The sequence below is a fragment of the Plantactinospora sp. KLBMP9567 genome (assembly GCF_033446045.1).
In the GTDB taxonomy this organism is placed as follows: Bacteria; Actinomycetota; Actinomycetes; order Mycobacteriales; family Micromonosporaceae; genus Plantactinospora.
This window is the reverse complement of sequence record NZ_JAWQRR010000002.1, coordinates 94,160-109,736: the sequence shown is the minus strand read 5'-3', so window position 1 is coordinate 109,736 and position 15,577 is coordinate 94,160. Positions and strand designations below refer to the sequence as shown.

Here is a 15,577-nt window from a genome sequence, read left to right as displayed (position 1 = left end):
CAACGGCTTGGCCAGAAACGCCGCTCGCTGGGCGGGAGCGCGGCGAGGTCTGCCTACTCCCTGTCCCGGGTGGTGGCAGCACCGTACCGCTCGTCGGCACGGCTGCGGTGGGAGTCGCGGGCGGCGGCACGGAGGAAGGCGTTGTAGCGGGCGAGGTCGTCCTCCTCTCCGGTGGCGTCGGCGCGGTCGGCGGCCCGGTCGAGCCGGGCCTGGGCACGCTGGTCGGCGCTGATCCACTGCCGGAGCAGGATGATCATGACGATGGCGGCCGGGAGTTCGCCGGAGGCCCAGGCGATACCGGCGCCGAGACGCTGGTCGGCCAGCAGGGAGGATGCCCAGTCGGGATGGACGGCGGCGTACCAGTCCGGGGCGATGACGGTGCTCGACTGCATCAGGACCAGGCCGAAGAAGCCGTGTGCCATCATGGCCGCGAAGTGGATGATCACCAGCAGGGGTGGGGCGAGTCGTGGCCGTCCCGGGTCGACGCCGATGAGTACCCAGAAGAGCAGGTATCCGGCGACGACGAAGTGGGTGAGCATGGCCAGGTGGCCGAGGTGGTAGCGCATCAGGGTGCCGAGCAGGTCGCTGAAGTACAGGCCGAAGAGGCTGGCCGAATAGATGCCGAGCGCGATCAGCGGATGGGTCAGCAGCCGGAGCGGTCGACTGTGGATCAGCAGTAGCAGCCATTCCCGGGCGCCCCGCATCTGCCGGTCGGTGGGCCGGCGCAGCGCCCGTAACGCCAGGGTGATCGGCGCGCCGCAGACGAGCAGGATCGGTACCGCCATCGACAGCACCATGTGCTGGACCATGTGCGCGCTGAACAGTACGTAGGCGTAGCGGGCGATGCCGAGGTTGGTGACGGCGGCGAGCAGCAGTATTCCGGCCAGCCAGCTCGCGGTGCGCGATGGCGGCCAGCGGTGTCCGGCTCGGTGCAACCGCCACACTCCGGCGAGGTATCCCGCGACCGCGAGTGCGCAGACGCTGAGGAAGAACATGTCCGGCAGCGGGTCGCTGAGCAGCCGGCCCGGGGTGGGCGGGGCGGGTGGGGTGAAGCCGAGCAGCTCGACGAGCGGGTCCGCGTCGACCGGGTCGGTCGGGATCGGGGTAGGGCTGCGCGACAGCGCCACCGCCAGGCCGAAGGTCGCGGCGAAGAGCACCAGTTCCCCGGCTGCGAGCCTGACGAACGCGGCGGGTTCTCCGGCGCGCAGCGCGGCGAGCGTACGGCAGCGGTGTGCCGCGCCGAGCCCGCCGAGCGCCAGCAGGGCGGCGAGTTTGCCGAGGATCAGCCAGCCGTAGCGGGACTGCCAGAGCTGGTCCCAGGCGCCGAGGCGTACCCAGGCGTTGGCCAGGCCGCTGACCGCGACGGCGACGCTGCAGGCCAGGGCCAGCCGGCTGTACCGGGCGGCGGCGTCGGCGAGCGGCCGGTGACGGCGCACCACCAGCAGCGCGGCCAGCCCTCCGACCCAGACGGTGGCGGCGAGGATGTGCAGGGCCAGGCTGGTCACCGCGACTTGGTGGTTGCCGGCGCCGGCGGCGTGCCCGGTGAACGCGGGCGGCAGTACCGCCACCAGGGCGAGTCCGGCGGTGATCGCGGCGGTCGCCCGGGACACGCCGGTCCAGGCCAGTACCGCGACCAGCCCGGCCAGCCCGGCTTGGAGCAGCAGGGCCTGTCCCTGGGAGATCGAGGTGGCGAAGCTGACCACGGTCGCGGCACCGAGTTGCGGTGGCGGGGCTCCGAGCAGGTCCGAGACGGTCAGCACGATCAGGACGAGGGCGGTCGCCGCCCAGCCGGCGGCCAGCGCGGTGACCCGGCGCAGCAGCAGGTATCCGGGGGCGGAGACGCTGGGGCCGTCGCCGGGCAGCAGGAACGCGGCGGTTACCGCCAGCCCGACGGTGAGGGTGGCCAGCGCGTCGCCCAGCAGCCGGACCATCGGCAGGGCGTAGCTGGTGACCGGGCCCGGGTCGGGCAGGCCGGTGATCGTGGCGGCGTTGAGACCGTCTCCGGCGGCGAGCGCGAGTAAGAGCACGCCGAGCCCGGCCAGCCCGGCACCGGCGGGCAGCCAGTAGGGTCTGCGGGCCGGGCGGGAGACCGGCGCAGCGGGAGTGGTCGTGCCCTGCCGCGATCCGGTACTCACCGCGCCGGGATCCGGCGCCGTCGGCGTACCAGGACGAACCCGGCGCCGACCAGCGCGACGCCGAGTCCGGCCGCACCGGCCCCCCACAGCCCGGCTCCGGCCCCGGTATCCGCAGTCGGCACTCCGGCGGCCGGCGACACGGACGGGCCGTCGGCGGTTGCCGGCGGGGTGGCCGGGGCGCCGGTCGGCTCCAGTGCCGGGGCCAGCGCGACAGTGAACCGGAACTGTCCCTGGATCGGGTGCCCGTCGGCGGAGACCACCCGGTACGCGACCCGGTAACTTCCGGACCGTACCGGCTCGACGGGCAGGTGTACCCGCTTGTCGGCCGCCCGTGGCTGGCCGGCGCCGTGCCGGCCCCCGTCCGGACCGGTCACCACCACGGTGCTGAAGTTGCCCCGGACCAGCTCGTTGAAGGTGAGCGTGATCTCGTCGAGTTGTGTGGTCACGATCGAGTCGGCCCGGGGGTCGCTGCCCAGCAGTTGGGCGTGCGCAGCCGCCGGGCGGGCTCCCAGCAGCCCGCCCGCGACGGCCCCGGTGACCGCGAGTACGGCCAGCGCCACCAGCCTTCGTCCGACGCCTCGCATCGGCCGTCCTTCCTCGTCGTTGCTCGGCATCTCGCCGGTCACCCCAGCACCTGTTCGCCGATCCAGCCCCCGGGCTCACAGCCAGGGGGGATCGCGAAGACCGCGGAGCCGATCGGGGTGATCCAGTCGTTGAGCAGGTCCCGCTCGGCGAGCCGGCGCTGGATCGGCAGGTACTGCCGCTCGATGTCGGCCTGGTAGGCGGCGAAGATCAGGCCGCTGTCCGCCCGTCCGGCGGCGTCCGGCACCCCGTCGTAGTTGTACGGCCGGCGCAGGATCTTGAGTCGGTCGTCCATCACCCGGGCCCGGGTCACGTGCGCGAAGTCCGGCATGACCGGCAGCCCTGCCTCGTTCAGGGCGGAGAAGTCGGGCTCGTCCTGCTCATGCCGGCCGCTCAGCGGCGCCCCGGTGTCCAGGCGCCGGCCGGCCGCGAGTTCCTTGTCGGGCCGGCCGAGCTTGTCCCAGGTCTCCAACTCGGCCCGGATCCGTCGCAGCACCAGGGTGCTGCCGTCACGCAGCCAGTCCGGGCCGTCGCCGACCCAGACCGACTGCTCGAACGCGGTGCTGCCGGGACGGGGATTGGCGGTCCCGTCGAGCTGACCCATGACGTTGCGCTGGGTGTGCCCGTCCGCCTGCGCACCGCGACTGCGCCGGAAGCCGCGCTGCACCCAGCGGACGGCGGTGAACGGCCGGGCGTCCTTGACCAGCATCCGCTGCGCGTGCGTGACCGTCAGCGGGTCGTCGGAGCAGATCTGCAGCAGCAGGTCACCACCGGACCAGGCCGGTTGCAGCCGGTCAATCTCGAAGACGGGCAGTTCGGCGACGGACGGCGGCCGACGGTCTTCCCGGCCGGCCGCCGCGTACAGGCCGGGGCCGAACCCGAAGGTGATGGTGAGCCGGGCCGGCAGTACGGCGAGTTCCGGTTCGGTGTCGGCCAGCGGCGCCCGGCCCTGGGTCAGCCGGGCGGCGTCGTCGCTGAGCAGCCGCATCAGCCGGCCCAGCGCCGCCCGGTCGACTCCCCGGTGCAGGCTGAAGGCGACGAAGGACGCGTGCGCCTGCGGGTCGGTGGCGATACCGGCCTGCCGGGCGCCGTGGAACGGCTCGACATCCGTACCGACGGCGGTGGCGGCGCCCGGGTCGAGCGGTACCGGTGCCGGTGGCTGCCGGCCGGCGGCGGTCGCGGCGACGCCCGCCGCCGCCCCGGCGACCGCGCCACCGACTCCCAGGGCACCGCCGGTGAGCAGGCGCCGCCGGCTCACCGTGCGGGGCTGCGCGGGCTCGGTCACGGCGTCGGGCTCATCGTCATCTGCTGGCCGGGGGTTATCGGCATGCCCGAACTCGGGTCGTAGCTCTCCTCGGCGCCGGTGAACGGCTTCGCCACCGCGGTGAACCCGGTGGTCTGCCCGTCGGCGAAGGTGAGCGTGAAGGTCAGCTCGTCACCGGCCCGGACCGGCTTGCTCAGGTCCATCAGCATCAGATGGTCGCCGCCGGGCTCCAGCACGTGACTGCCGCCGGCCTTGATCGTGATCCCGCCGGTCTTCGGCTGCATCACCATCTTGCCGTCTTTCATCGTCATCTCGTGCAGTTCCATCGGGGAGACACCGGTGCTCACACCGGTGATGGTGACACCGCTGGGGGTGTTGTTGACCAGGGTCCCGAAGGCCGCCGTCATACCGTTGTCGGCCGCCTTGACCCACGGGTCCCGCACCATGAACACGGCGCTGTCGGTGGTCGCCGACGGGGCCGGGCTGGGCGCGGCCGCTGGTGTGTCGGCGGTTCCGCCGCAGCCCGTCGCGGCGAGCACCGCCACCACGGTGACAGCGAACCTGACCGCCCCGCGGCGTACGCCGGGTGATACCGACCTGCGCATCTGCATTTCCTCCGGTTCTCGCTTCTCGTTCTACTACTGGTCGTCGTGGATCGGTGGTTGGTTCCAGCCCGTTGATCCGCTTCGGCGGCCCGGTCAGGGCCCGGGTCGAGAAACCCGGCGGGGGTCGGCGGTGCGGACCCTGCCGTCCGTCTCCCGGGTGGCGGGTAGGGCGACCGGCGCGAGAGCGGTGAGAGGGAAACCGGACCGCCACCGGTGGTGGCGGGCCACCTTCGACCCCAAGCCACCACCGGTGCCACGCCTGCGGCTGATCTCCGGCCACACCGGCCGACGGGAACCGCACATGCCCGGGCCGACGGATGCCGGGCCGCCGCACCTCAGCTGGAACGAAGCCTGCGGGCCGGCTCGGCCATCGCGGCGATCAGATCCTCCCGCGCCCGGGCGACCCGGGACCGGATCGTGCCCACCGGGCAGTCACACACCCGCGCGGCCTCCTCGTACGAGAGCCCGAGAACCTGGGTGGCCACGAATGCCTCCCGCCGCTCCACCGACAGACCATCCAGCAGGTGGCGCAACACCACGCCTTCCTCGAACCGCCCAGCCCCACCAGCCCGGCCGGTATCGGCGGCCTTCTGCCAGTCCCCGCCCGCGACCAGCCGGGGCCGGGCCGCCGCGGCGCGGACCTGGTCGACCACGACCCGGCGGGCGATCGTGAACAGCCAGGTGGCGGCCGACGAGCGGCCGGCGAACGTCGGCAGGCTGCGCAGCGCCCGCAGGTAGGTCTCCTGGGTCAGGTCGTCAGCCTCGACGGGGCTGGCCAGGTGGGCCAGGAACCGCCACACATCCCGTTGGGTCGCGGCCACGAACGCCGCAGCCGCCTCCCGGTCGCCTCGCCCCGCGGCCAGCGCCAACTCCGTGACGGTCGCATCGCCGTTCATGCCGGTCATCGTGCCGCGACCCTCACATCCCGCGCATGCACACCGGCGCCGCCGCACCCAATGGATCGAAACTGCCACCTGTTCCCCACTCCCGCGGCCACGACACCCGGTCTGCGTCGTCGTCCTGCGCCGGTGGAACGCCGCGTAGGGCCCGGGCACCGGGACCCTCTGGAACTCCGCATCGGCCGCCCTGCTGTAGGGGCGGTACCGCGACAGATCCGGCCAGTACCTCGGGTGACGAGTCGGGCCGGCACCAGGTGATCGACCAGATCCAGCCAGCCCGCCTCGATCCGCTCCGCCGGGACGCCGGCAGATCGATGCCGGCCGGCCGGCCATCAGCTCCGGACGGGTGCGGGCGATGTCGGTATCACCCGCCGTGCCCGCCGGCGTTGGACCACGCCGAGCACCAGGTCGATGACGAGGAACGCGCCGAGGGTGACACCGAGCGCCGGCAACGCCCAGCCGACCGCGACCGCGATCAGAAGCACGACGATCATCACCAGCGGATGCGTCTGCCGCCACGCGCCACGACCGGGCGGGGCGCCCAGGGGCGCACGCCGGTCGGCACGGGTGGGGCGGCGCTGCCACCACATCCGGTATCCCCACACGGTCACGCACAGCAGCCCGACGGCAAGCGCGGCGAGCAGGATCTGGTTGACGATCCCGAACAGGAAACCCATGTGGAACGCGACGCCCAGCTTGGACAACTGCGCCAGCAGCGGCCAGTCGGCAAAATCGGAGCGCGCCACGACGCTGCCGGCGGCCGGGTCGACGGCAACGCGGTCCCAGCCGTACGGCCAGGAAGGGTCGTCCTGCGCCACCACCCACGCCGTACCCGGCCCGGCGGGCGGCGAGATGATCACCTTCCCGTCCACGCCGGCCTCGCGGGCGATCAACGCGGCCCTGTCGACATCGGTCGGGTCGAAACCCCCGGTCGTCGTGCCGCCTCCGTGGTGCCCGCCGCTGTCGACGCCATGGGCCGGGGCGGCGCCGGGCAGAGCGGTCTCCAGGGTGGGGCTGTGCGCGTCGAGCCCGTTCTGGACGATGTCGAAATTCCCGCCGGCATAGCGTGACCAGGTCAACCCGGTCGCGGACAGCGCAAGCAGCCCGATCGCGAGCCATACCCCGGTGGCCGCGTGCCAGCTTCGGGTACGGCGCACGCCCACGTTCGCGGCGAGGTCGGGCAGGACGGTGCGGCGCAGCCCGCGTCGGCCGGTCCCCTGGCGGCGCAGCCACAGGAAGAGACCGCCGAGCACGACGACCCACAGCCAGCTCGCCGCCAGCTCGGAGTAGTGCCGGCCGACGACGCCCAGGTGCAGGTTGCGGTGCAGGTCGTCCAGCCAGGTCATCAGCGGTGTCTCCCCGAACCAGGTGGTCAGGGTGCCGCGCACTTCGTTCGTGTACGGGTCCACGTACACCGTGTGCTGCTTCTCCCGGAGGTGTGGCAGGTTGAAGACCACCTTCGTGGTGTCGGTCGCCGCCACCGGCGGGAGCACCGACGCCAGGTCACCGTCTGGATGGGCGGCGCGGGCGGCGACTACCTGCTCGGCCAGCGGACGAGCGGGTGCGCCGCCGGCGTCGACGCGCAGCTCGTGGGCGTAGACCAGGCTGTCCAGCTGCGGTGTGAACACGAACGCCAGGCCGGTCAGCGCGGCCACGACCAGGAACGGCGCGATCAGGACTCCGGCATAGAAGTGCAGCCGCAGCACCAGCGGTCCGATCGACCGCCGCCGCGCGGCCGGTGCACCCGGCGGCGCGGCGGCGGCGGGCGGTGCGATCGGGGTTTCCGGCTCCGATGACGGTGCCGCGGTAGTCGACACGAGGGCCTCCAAGGGGGTTGGCGGTCAGGGGGTCCAGACGGTGCCGCGGGCTTCGTACTCCAGTACGCCTTCGGCGCGGGTGGCCACGTCGGCGCTCACCTCTCGCCGCACGAGGTGCAGGGCAAGCTCCAGGCCGGACGTGATGCCCGCGGCCGTGACCAGGTCGCCGTCGTCGACAACCCGAGCGTTCTTCACCAGCCCGCCGCGCGCGGCCAGCTCGGCCTTCGCGCCGCCGTGGGTCGTGCACGGCCGACCGGCGGTGAGGCCCGCGGCGGCCAGGATGATCGCGCCGGTGCACAGCGACGCGATCGTCAGCCCCGGACGGCGGGCCGCGGCCAGCCTGCGCGGCAGGTCACCCTTGTTGATCTCGGGCCAGATACCCGGTTCCTCCGGCCGGCCGAAACCACCGCCGGGCACCACGATCAGGTCAGCCGCCCCGGGGGACCAGCCCCGCTCCACCGCCACCCTCGTGCCGAACGCCGCCGTCACGGTGCGCGGCCGCCCGCCGGTCACGTAGCAGACCCGGATCCCGCCACCGGACAGGCGACCGGCCAGCGAGAAGACCTCGTACGGTCCGGCGAAGTCCTGCTCCTCCACGCCGTCGAACATCACGATCTGCACCCGCAACGGCCCCGACGCCCGGGCCACCCCTGGGCCGGCGGCCATCCCCGCGCCAGCCGCCACCGCGCCGACCCCGACCATGAAACGTCTGCGTTCCACCTGCCCACCCTCTCCAGCCGTCACGATGCGCCAGGGAGATAGTCGGCGGAAACACCAGTCTGGTTCCCCACGTCCCATTGAAGATTGTCAACGTGAAGCGAGGTGGCCATCTGGACGTCGGTCGTGCGGACGGCGGGCGCGTCCGGAGCGTCCCGGGCCCGTGACTCAGGCTCCGTCCCGATGAGCGGGTGGGGTCCCGCATTCCGGTAGCCGACACGACGAGCAGGAAGGCCGGCGGTCGCCGTAGGAACACGTCCGTCCTGGTACCGCTTCGGGCCGTCCGCTCCCGATCGACACGTCCTACCGGAAGCCTCGGCTCAGGTCCACGCCGCCCTCCCGCCTCGGGCCAACACTGCTGTCACGAGACCGACGCATACCCGCAGACGGATCGCCACATCGGAAACATAGTTTGGCCGGTACGACGAGGCCGGCCGATCCCCCACCCGCACTGCCACCGCGGTCCCCCGCCCACTACTGTGGCGCGTCGAGCGGAAACCTACCCGGCGTGATCCCCATCGGGGCGTACGGACTCCCGATCTGTACGGAGGAACGATGACGCTCATCATCGCAACCCAGCGCCTGCCCAATGCCGCGATCGCCATCCGGCCCGACGGCGCCATCACCTCGGAAAACGCGTTCAAACTGCAGGACCGGGTCACCGCAGTGCTGGCCGCCACGAAGCCCGACAGGATCTTCGTCGACCTCCGTGCCGTGCCGGCGATCGACGACGCGGGGGTGGACGCCTTGATGTCAGGCGGCAGCACCGCCGCCGCGTGCAACTGCAGACTCCTGGTGGTCGACCCCCAACCCGGTGTCTACGAACAGCTTCACACCCGCGGCCTCACCGATATGTTGGCCCGGCCGACACAGCAGCAGGCCAACGGCGGCGTCTGACTCGGTCCCCTGGGCACACGGCGCGATTCGTCGGCCCCGGCCACGTTCGCCCACCGGCACGGTTCTGACGGGCCGTGCGTCCCTGCGGTTTCTGCCGCTGCCCGGCGGCGGTCCGAACAGTGCACCGCTGCCGGCGCCGGGCCGCCGGTCGTCCGGCCACTCAGTCGGAAATCACTCGTAGGACCGGCACGCCCCGGTCCGGGTCCGAGCCGATCCGCTCGTCCGCCGCGTCAGACCCGTCGACACACTGGCCGATCGTCCGCATCAGCAGTGCCGCGCCGCGCGGATGCCGGCGGGCGTAGTCGCGCAGGTACCGACCGGACTCGTTCGCGGGTAGGGGGCACACTCGCCCGGTTTGCCGTCGCCACCCCACCTACCGGCTGTCGCGGGTACGACCTTCATGTTCGCCCCGCGCACCCGTCCGCTCCGATCCGTCGCGCCCGGCAGCGCCCTGGTCGGGGCCGGGACGCTCCGCATCCTCGGCATGGGGCCCGGGTTCCAGATCCCCGTGCGTGGCGGAGCCGGTTCGAACCGATACCGGCCCCGCCACGCGTCCCCGGGGGGAAGGGGATGGGAAAAGGTCTGGTGCAGCCGGCACAGCGGTGGTGCTCCGCTCGCCTGCCGGGGCGGCCGACCCCTCGACCGGCTCCGGGGGTTCCATTCGGAGGACGTTGTGCAGCCGGGCGATCCGCAGGATGCGCCGCACCCGCGTGCTGGGTTGGCGGAGCGTCACCTGCCCGCCGGAGCGCATCAGGCGGCGGTGCGCGTCCAGCAGCAGCGAGATCCCGGCGGCGTCGACATGCCGGCAGGCGGCGAGGTCGATCACCACGTGGGCCGGGCGCTGGTCGATGACCGCGTCGAGGACGGCACCGAGCCGGGGCACCCTGGCGATGTCCAGTTCCCCGTCGACGAACACCTCGACCGGCTCGGACGGGCCGCCGGACGCTCCTGGCACCTGTGCCGTCGCTCGGACCAGTTGCCCCATGTCACGCCTCCGGCTCGTTCCGTCGGTATGCGGCACAGCCTGCCTATCGGGCATGGCGGATTGTCCCCAGGTTCATGACGATCACATGACAAAGCCGGTGCCACCCGCCAGTGCCGCCGGGGGGGTGATGACGTTCACTGATGCCCTGACGGCCCGACAGCGGCCCGGACATCGCGCTCGACCTGGCGCACTCGCGATGGCGCTGCGTGACAGGTTGCTGGGTCTCGCCGTCGACGGTGTCGACTCGGTGCGCCACGGTGACGTACCGGCCGGTGCGAAGCCTGTGGACGCGTTCGCCATGGGCTCGCTGCTGGTCGTCCTGGCTCCGACGGCACTACCTGCCATCATCGGGCTGACGCAGGAGTGGCTTTCCAACCGACCGGTGCCCTCCGTCCGGATGGTGATTGACGATGATGTGCTGGAGGTGGGCAGGGCGTCACGCAACCAGCAACGCCGAACGGACGCGTTCCTACGGCGGCTGAGGGGGCGCAGCGCAGCTAACGCGACGTCCGCTCGTCGGTAGGACGAGACAGCAGAAGATGATCTCCCGCTGTGACGGTGCGTGGCGCTCGGCTGGCGGCATGTTGCGTGGTCTGGCCTTGGGACCGAAGGTCGGTATCGAACGGTCAACTGTCGTTCGCATAACATCTGGCGAACACGCACCCGGCCAGGAGGAACCCTTCGTGATGCACTCGGCGACGTACCTGCTCGAGTGCCTCTTCCGGGCCGGGATGCGCGATGTCGTCACAGTGGAGCCGGCGACGGGTGGGGTCGCGGCGCTCGCGGGCGTAGCCACCCGCCGGGAAGCGCCCTCGGTGTTCGTCAAGGCCTTCGCCGACGCGCCTGCCGACGACGTCTTCGTCGCGGAGGCCGAAGGGCTGGCCGCCCTACGCGAGCTCGGCGGCGTGGCGACCCCCGAGGTGATCCTGGCGGACCGAGAGCTGCTTGTGTTGTCGGTACTGCGGCCGAGGCCGCGCAGTGAGACCTTCTGGGAGCAGTTCGCGCACACGCTCGCCCGCCTGCACCTGAGCACGACCCATCCTCGCTTCGGATGGCACCGCGACAACTGGCTGGGCCGCTACCGGCAGATCAACACTTGGGATGAGGACGGCTTCGCATTCTTCGCACAGCATCGGCTGCTTCGGTGGCTCGGGCAGCCCCGCGTCGAGGCGGCACTCGACCCCGGAGACCGGACGGCACTGGAACGGCTGTGTCACCGGCTGCCCGACCTGCTGCCGGACCGGCCGGCATGCCTGACGCACGGCGATCTGTGGACGCAGAACCTGCTGGCCACCCCGGACGGCCGGCCCGCGCTGATCGACCCGGCCGTGTCCTACATGTGGGCCGAGGTCGACCTCGCCCATCTGTGGTCCACCTCGCCCCCGCCCGAGGCGCAACGGTTCTTCGAGGTCTATGCCGAGCTGACCTCCCTTGACGGCGACTGGCGGGCCCGCATGCCGATTGTCCAGCTACGCCAGCACCTCGCCGTGCTGGCCCAGTTCGACGACGACTGGGGCGCGGGCGATCAGATCCGTGCCACCCTCGGCCCGTTCCGGCCGCGAACCTGACCAGCGGTCCGACGTCGGTCGCGGCCGCGGCCTTCAGCCGAGCTGTTCGGCCAGTCCGACGATGATGCCCTCGGGGCCGCGGACGTAGCAGAGCCGATAGCTGTCCTCGTACTGTGCCAGCTCGCCGACGAGTTCGGCGCCGTGGGTGCGCAGGCGGGCAACCACGCCCTCGACGTCATCGACGGCGAACATGATACGGCGAATGCCCAGCGTGTTCGCCGGTGCATCCTTCGGCTCGGCGGTGATCGCCTTCGGCGTGTGGAACATCGCCAGCTCGATTCGGCCGTCACCGTCCGGGGTCCGCAGCATCGCGACGTCCTGTCGGACGTCGTCGATCCCGATGACACGCTCCACCCACCGTCCCTCGACCGGCCCCTTGCCCTCCAACTCCATGCCAAGTTCGACGAAGAACGAGACAACGGCGTCAAGGTCGTCGACAACGATGAGAACGTTGTCCATCCGCTGAATCGTCATGCCGGGTCTCCTCGGGGTTGTGCGGCCACGGTGACCGCATCCGCGCCTGAGACGGAGCTGCCAGGCCGTTCTCGACATTCCTCCAACACCTTCTTCGGGAACCGCTGACGAGGGACTCCGGTCACGATCCTGCGCGCCCGGCTGCGTCCGCTGCCCACGATCGCCGTCCGACGGCGCGTCAGGGAATGAATTGCACCTCCGGGAAGGCCGGGTTGGGGCCTTCGAGCAGTCGCTGCCGCCGGTGGCGTAGGTGCCGACACCAGTGCCGCCCAGCCGCGGGCAGCGCCGGGCGGCACGGCGACCCCGGTGGCGAGCGCGGCGGTGAGCAGGTGTCGGCGGGTCAGTACGGTATTCATCGGTCCTCCGGAGGGTCTGTGGTCTCGACACGGGCGACGAGCAGCTTGAGCCGCGCGATCTCGTCGGCGAGCGCCGTGTCGCCGGCGGCGGTGAGGGTGATCCAGGTGCGGCCACGCTTGCCGGCGTACCCCTTCTCGACTTCGATCAGCCCGGCCGCCTCCAGCACGCCCAGGTGCTTGGAGAGGTTCCCGGCGGTCAGGCCCAACTGGGTACGCAGGTAACCGAACTCCGCCCGGCGCGCCTCGTGCACGATGGTGGATGCCGAGGCGGACCCGCTGGCGCACCACCTCGTCCAGCCCGGTGACCGGGTGGGCGGGCCGAGGCGGGTCCGGGGCGGGTGGGTCGGGAGGTACAGGCGCGCCGCCACCCACGCGGCGGTGAACAGGAGGGTCAGCGCGCCACCGGTGAGCGCGTACGGCAGCACCCGCGCGCCCAGCCCTCGTGCCCGGGCGACCCGCAGGTAGCAGACGGCGATCGCCATGTACGCCAGCAGCAGCGCCGGCGGCCAGTAGATCAGCACCTGCGACGCCAGAACTGGCACACGCCGTCGCTGACGCAGTGGGAGACGAGGAAGTACCGGTCGAACGGGATCCCCACGAACGTCGCCCCGGCCGGCACCAGCAGCGCGAACCAGGTCACCCGCTGGTCGACCCGCACCGGTGGGCGGTGCGCACGTCGGACAGTAGCCGGCGGGGATCCCCGCCGGCTATGCCGGATCACTGGTCATGCCAATAGGTTTCCATCAGAGACCAGTTCCGCTAGTAGGAGTTTTGCTGGCTGCCGCCCACCGGAGCATGTCGTCCTACGGCGACGGCCCGACACGATCTTCAAAAGCCCAGACCACGACCATCAAACGAGTTGTGGCACGGCACCCGGGACCATAGATAGACCAGCTTCTATGGATGGAGTCGCGTCAGTTGCCGGATGTCCGCCGTCGTGCGGCCGGGGACGCTGCGGATATGGCGATGGACGTCAACCGCAACGCCCCGGTGGTCGTCGAACTCGACGATGTCCCCACCCACGCCGCGCTCGGCACGGTGCGGAACCTGCAGACCAATGTCGACCGCTGGTCGGACTGGAACCCGTACATCGAACGGGCGGACCTGCGCGGAGCGACCTTCGACCGGCTCGCCGCGGGCTTGGAGGTCACGTCCGCGATCGGTGAGCCCGTGCCGCCGTGGCGCATCGCCCGGGGCAGCCGGACACGCGGTATCGACGGCCTGCACCAAGGAGGATCCGCATGACCTCCTCGGGTCGGCACAGGCCGGCGTCCGCCCTTCTGCTGTTCTCGGGCTTCGGGGCGTCCGTACCCGGCCTGGTCCGGCAACTGCAGCACCTCTATCGGCGCCCCGGCGACCGGCAGCTCCTCGAGGTCGCCGCAGAGGCCGTCGACCGGGCGGTCTACCGCTTCGGCCCGGACCGCGCCCGGCACCTGCCGCCGGACGGAATCCCGCTACGCGGTTGGCTTCGTGGTCAGGTGCCGATCACCCCGGCGGCACTGCGGTCCTCGGTGGTCGAAGGGCTGCTCACCCACCTCATGCACCTGTGCCTGCTCCGGCCGGATGCCCGGGCAGCCTGGTCCGGCCCGGTGATCGGCCTCGGCCACAGCCTCGGCCTGATCTCCGCGGTGATCGCGTCGCTGAAGCCGGACGGCGGCCAGCAGCAGTTCCTCCGGGACGCTCACGAGTCGATGGCCATGACGACGCTGACCCTGCTGCGCTGCCAGCAGACGGCCGGTAACCCGCACGGCGAACCGGGACTCGTGCGCCGATATGCCCAGCTCAGCGGCGCCAAGGGGCGTCCCGGGCCGATGGTCGCCGTGTCCGGGCTAAAGGTGGACCGGCTCCGCGACCTGCTGGCCGAGCACCTGGCGGAAGGCGGGCGCCCAGTCGAACTGGGCCTGGTGAACGGCCCCTGCGACGCCGTCCTCTGCGGCAGCACCAACGGGCTGCTCGAGCTGTGGTTGCGGCATCGGGCGGCATTCGCCGGGGCGGGCGCCGGCTACGCCTTCCTGCGCAGCACGGTGCCGTTCCACAACAGCCGGTTGGCACCGGTGCTCGACCACCTCGGCGCGGACCGGGCCTGGGCCGGCACGTCGATCACCAGCGCCCGGCTCGCCGCGCCGGTGTACGCCACCGATTTTCCGCGGGACCTGCAGCGGGCCGGAGACCTTTACGCCGACTGCCTGTCACAGGTTATCTGCCGGCCACTGGACTGGTCGGCCACGGTGCGATCGGTGATGGCCGAGCACCGCCCGTCGCGGGCGTTCGACTTCGGCCCGGGAGTCGCGGTGCGGATGTTCACCCGCAAATGCCTGGAACCCCAGGGCGACGTCCTGGAGTACATCCCGGTGCGGCCGGCCTCGGCGGCCTGAACCGGGCCGCCGGTGACCGACCCGGAAGAGAACCTCGAGAAGGGCACACGTATGTATGGACTGGTATTCCCCGGACAGGGCACCCAGCGCCCGCGAATGGGCGCCGAACTGTTCCGGCGCTATCCCGAGATCGTCGCCGCCGCCGAGGACGTCCTCGGCTGGTCGCCGCGCGAGATGTCCGAGCGGGGCGACGTCGCACAGCTGACCGACACCCGGTACGCCCAGCCGACCATCTTCCTGGTGAACGCGCTTCGGGCGCTGGCCCACGCCGAGGACGACGACCCCCGCGAGTACGCCGTCTTCGCCGGTCACAGCCTGGGCGAATTCAACGCGCTGGTGGCCGCCGGAATCCTGGATCTGATGAGCGGGCTGCGCCTGGTGCGGGAACGCGCGCTGGCGATGGCGGAGGTCCGCGACGGCGGAATGGTGGCGGTGCTCGGACTGCCGGCCGACGAGGTCGAGCGGGTGATTCGCCGCAGCAACCTGAACCAGGTGTTCCTGGCCAACCGGAACAGCGACCGTCACGTGACCCTCGGCGGGCAGTCCGCCCAACTCGGGCTGGTGTCGCGGCTGCTGCGGTCCGCCGGGGCGAGCAACGTGCTACCGCTGCGGGTCAGCGGGCCTTTCCACACCCCGCTGATGGCTCCGGCCCGGGTCCGCTTCGCCCGGGCCCTGCGCGAGGCGTCGTTCGGCCCCGGGCACACCCTGGTCGTCTCGAGCGTCACCGGTGCGGACTTCGACCCCACGTTCGCGGCCGAGCTGCTGACCCGCCAGCTGGTCAGTCCGGTGGAGTGGGTGGCGGTGGTGCACCGGCTGCGCCGGCTCGGGGTGACCCAGGTGGACGAGTTGGAGGGCAGCACCCTCACCGCCATGATCGGAGCGGTCCGTTGAGCGCGGCGGCAG

18 protein-coding genes are annotated in these 15,577 nt (G+C 71.9%); 6 read left to right on the top strand and 12 right to left on the bottom strand.

All coding sequences use genetic code 11. From position 1 onward, the window contains the following. Positions 1 to 53: 53 nt before the first annotated feature. From R6Y94_RS00450 to R6Y94_RS00420, 7 genes are all read right to left on the bottom strand, one after another. Positions 54 to 2,135, bottom strand: a complete 2,082-nt coding sequence (locus R6Y94_RS00450; RefSeq protein WP_318393701.1) for a cytochrome c oxidase assembly protein — start codon at positions 2,133 to 2,135, stop codon at positions 54 to 56. Further along, the gene (locus R6Y94_RS00445; RefSeq protein ID WP_318393700.1) at positions 2,132 to 2,761 is read right to left on the bottom strand and encodes a copper resistance protein CopC; all 630 of its coding nucleotides are present in this window, start codon (positions 2,759 to 2,761) and stop codon (positions 2,132 to 2,134) included. The genes R6Y94_RS00450 and R6Y94_RS00445 overlap by 4 nt, the downstream gene beginning before the upstream one ends. Further along, positions 2,758 to 3,975 carry a Dyp-type peroxidase gene (locus tag R6Y94_RS00440; RefSeq protein WP_318393755.1) on the bottom strand — a complete coding sequence of 406 codons (1,218 nt, stop codon included), beginning with the start codon at positions 3,973 to 3,975 and terminating at the stop codon, positions 2,758 to 2,760. The genes R6Y94_RS00445 and R6Y94_RS00440 overlap by 4 nt, the downstream gene beginning before the upstream one ends. A 23-nt stretch (positions 3,976 to 3,998) precedes the next feature. Beyond that, entirely contained in the window at positions 3,999 to 4,586 is a 588-nt protein-coding gene (locus R6Y94_RS00435) for a copper chaperone PCu(A)C (protein WP_318393699.1), read from the bottom strand. Positions 4,587 to 4,921: 335 nt separating this feature from the next. Next, positions 4,922 to 5,482, bottom strand: a complete 561-nt coding sequence (locus tag R6Y94_RS00430) for a sigma-70 family RNA polymerase sigma factor (RefSeq protein WP_318393698.1) — start codon at positions 5,480 to 5,482, stop codon at positions 4,922 to 4,924. 335 nt (positions 5,483 to 5,817) lie between these two features. Next, positions 5,818 to 7,302 (bottom strand): PepSY domain-containing protein, encoded by a 1,485-nt coding sequence (locus tag R6Y94_RS00425; RefSeq protein ID WP_318393697.1) that lies wholly within the window; start codon positions 7,300 to 7,302, stop codon positions 5,818 to 5,820. A 24-nt stretch (positions 7,303 to 7,326) separates the two neighbouring features. Then, entirely contained in the window at positions 7,327 to 8,022 is a 696-nt protein-coding gene (locus R6Y94_RS00420; protein ID WP_318393696.1) for a DJ-1/PfpI family protein, read from the bottom strand. Between the two features lie 552 nt (positions 8,023 to 8,574). Here R6Y94_RS00420 and R6Y94_RS00415 point away from each other — a divergent pair. Continuing rightward, positions 8,575 to 8,916 carry an STAS domain-containing protein gene (locus R6Y94_RS00415; RefSeq protein WP_318393695.1) on the top strand — a complete coding sequence of 114 codons (342 nt, stop codon included), beginning with the start codon at positions 8,575 to 8,577 and terminating at the stop codon, positions 8,914 to 8,916. A 160-nt stretch (positions 8,917 to 9,076) separates the two neighbouring features. Here R6Y94_RS00415 and R6Y94_RS00410 read toward each other — a convergent pair whose 3' ends face one another. Then, positions 9,077 to 9,262, bottom strand: coding sequence for a hypothetical protein (locus R6Y94_RS00410; protein ID WP_318393694.1), 186 nt, complete (start codon positions 9,260 to 9,262; stop codon positions 9,077 to 9,079). Between the two features lie 27 nt (positions 9,263 to 9,289). Then, positions 9,290 to 9,901 carry an STAS domain-containing protein gene (locus R6Y94_RS00405; protein WP_318393693.1) on the bottom strand — a complete coding sequence of 204 codons (612 nt, stop codon included), beginning with the start codon at positions 9,899 to 9,901 and terminating at the stop codon, positions 9,290 to 9,292. A 196-nt stretch (positions 9,902 to 10,097) separates the two neighbouring features. Here R6Y94_RS00405 and R6Y94_RS00400 point away from each other — a divergent pair, with 196 nt between their 5' ends. Continuing rightward, complete coding sequence (locus R6Y94_RS00400; protein ID WP_318393692.1) at positions 10,098 to 10,424, top strand: hypothetical protein; 327 nt, start codon at positions 10,098 to 10,100, stop codon at positions 10,422 to 10,424. Positions 10,425 to 10,587: 163 nt separating this feature from the next. Beyond that, complete coding sequence (locus R6Y94_RS00395; RefSeq protein WP_318393754.1) at positions 10,588 to 11,469, top strand: fructosamine kinase family protein; 882 nt, start codon at positions 10,588 to 10,590, stop codon at positions 11,467 to 11,469. Positions 11,470 to 11,502: 33 nt separating this feature from the next. Here R6Y94_RS00395 and R6Y94_RS00390 read toward each other — a convergent pair whose 3' ends face one another. The 3 genes from R6Y94_RS00390 to R6Y94_RS00380 form a co-directional block, all read right to left on the bottom strand. Further along, on the bottom strand, positions 11,503 to 11,943 hold the full coding sequence (locus R6Y94_RS00390) for a VOC family protein (RefSeq protein ID WP_318393691.1): 441 nt from the start codon (positions 11,941 to 11,943) through the stop codon (positions 11,503 to 11,505). A 352-nt stretch (positions 11,944 to 12,295) separates the two neighbouring features. Next, complete coding sequence (locus R6Y94_RS44960; RefSeq protein WP_412102661.1) at positions 12,296 to 12,841, bottom strand: transcriptional regulator; 546 nt, start codon at positions 12,839 to 12,841, stop codon at positions 12,296 to 12,298. Beyond that, positions 12,814 to 12,957, bottom strand: a complete 144-nt coding sequence (locus R6Y94_RS00380) for a hypothetical protein (RefSeq protein ID WP_318393690.1) — start codon at positions 12,955 to 12,957, stop codon at positions 12,814 to 12,816. The genes R6Y94_RS44960 and R6Y94_RS00380 overlap by 28 nt, the downstream gene beginning before the upstream one ends. 302 nt (positions 12,958 to 13,259) lie before the next feature. Here R6Y94_RS00380 and R6Y94_RS00375 point away from each other — a divergent pair, with 302 nt between their 5' ends. Genes R6Y94_RS00375 through R6Y94_RS00365 form a run of 3 tightly spaced genes read left to right on the top strand, consistent with a single transcriptional unit; the run spans position 13,260 to position 15,565 of the window. Further along, the gene (locus tag R6Y94_RS00375) at positions 13,260 to 13,544 is read left to right on the top strand and encodes a hypothetical protein (protein ID WP_318393689.1); all 285 of its coding nucleotides are present in this window, start codon (positions 13,260 to 13,262) and stop codon (positions 13,542 to 13,544) included. After that, positions 13,541 to 14,674 carry a hypothetical protein gene (locus R6Y94_RS00370; RefSeq protein ID WP_318393688.1) on the top strand — a complete coding sequence of 378 codons (1,134 nt, stop codon included), beginning with the start codon at positions 13,541 to 13,543 and terminating at the stop codon, positions 14,672 to 14,674. The genes R6Y94_RS00375 and R6Y94_RS00370 overlap by 4 nt, the downstream gene beginning before the upstream one ends. A 51-nt stretch (positions 14,675 to 14,725) precedes the next feature. Then, positions 14,726 to 15,565, top strand: a complete 840-nt coding sequence (locus tag R6Y94_RS00365; protein ID WP_318393687.1) for an ACP S-malonyltransferase — start codon at positions 14,726 to 14,728, stop codon at positions 15,563 to 15,565. Positions 15,566 to 15,577: the final 12 nt, after the last annotated feature.

Excerpts from the sequence above, each read along its gene's own strand:
- R6Y94_RS00370 (WP_318393688.1), top strand. The coding sequence starts at position 13,541 with ATGACCTCCTCGGGTCGGCACAGGCCGGCGTCCGCCCTTCTGCTGTTC.
- R6Y94_RS00390 (WP_318393691.1), bottom strand. The coding sequence starts at position 11,943 with ATGACGATTCAGCGGATGGACAACGTTCTCATCGTTGTCGACGACCTT.
- R6Y94_RS00435 (WP_318393699.1), bottom strand. The coding sequence starts at position 4,586 with ATGCGCAGGTCGGTATCACCCGGCGTACGCCGCGGGGCGGTCAGGTTC.
- R6Y94_RS00375 (WP_318393689.1), top strand. The coding sequence starts at position 13,260 with ATGGCGATGGACGTCAACCGCAACGCCCCGGTGGTCGTCGAACTCGAC.
- R6Y94_RS00405 (WP_318393693.1), bottom strand. The coding sequence starts at position 9,901 with ATGGGGCAACTGGTCCGAGCGACGGCACAGGTGCCAGGAGCGTCCGGC.
- R6Y94_RS00395 (WP_318393754.1), top strand. The coding sequence starts at position 10,588 with ATGCACTCGGCGACGTACCTGCTCGAGTGCCTCTTCCGGGCCGGGATG.
- R6Y94_RS00365 (WP_318393687.1), top strand. The coding sequence starts at position 14,726 with ATGTATGGACTGGTATTCCCCGGACAGGGCACCCAGCGCCCGCGAATG.
- R6Y94_RS00415 (WP_318393695.1), top strand. The coding sequence starts at position 8,575 with ATGACGCTCATCATCGCAACCCAGCGCCTGCCCAATGCCGCGATCGCC.
- R6Y94_RS00400 (WP_318393692.1), top strand. The coding sequence starts at position 10,098 with ATGGCGCTGCGTGACAGGTTGCTGGGTCTCGCCGTCGACGGTGTCGAC.
- R6Y94_RS00430 (WP_318393698.1), bottom strand. The coding sequence starts at position 5,482 with ATGAACGGCGATGCGACCGTCACGGAGTTGGCGCTGGCCGCGGGGCGA.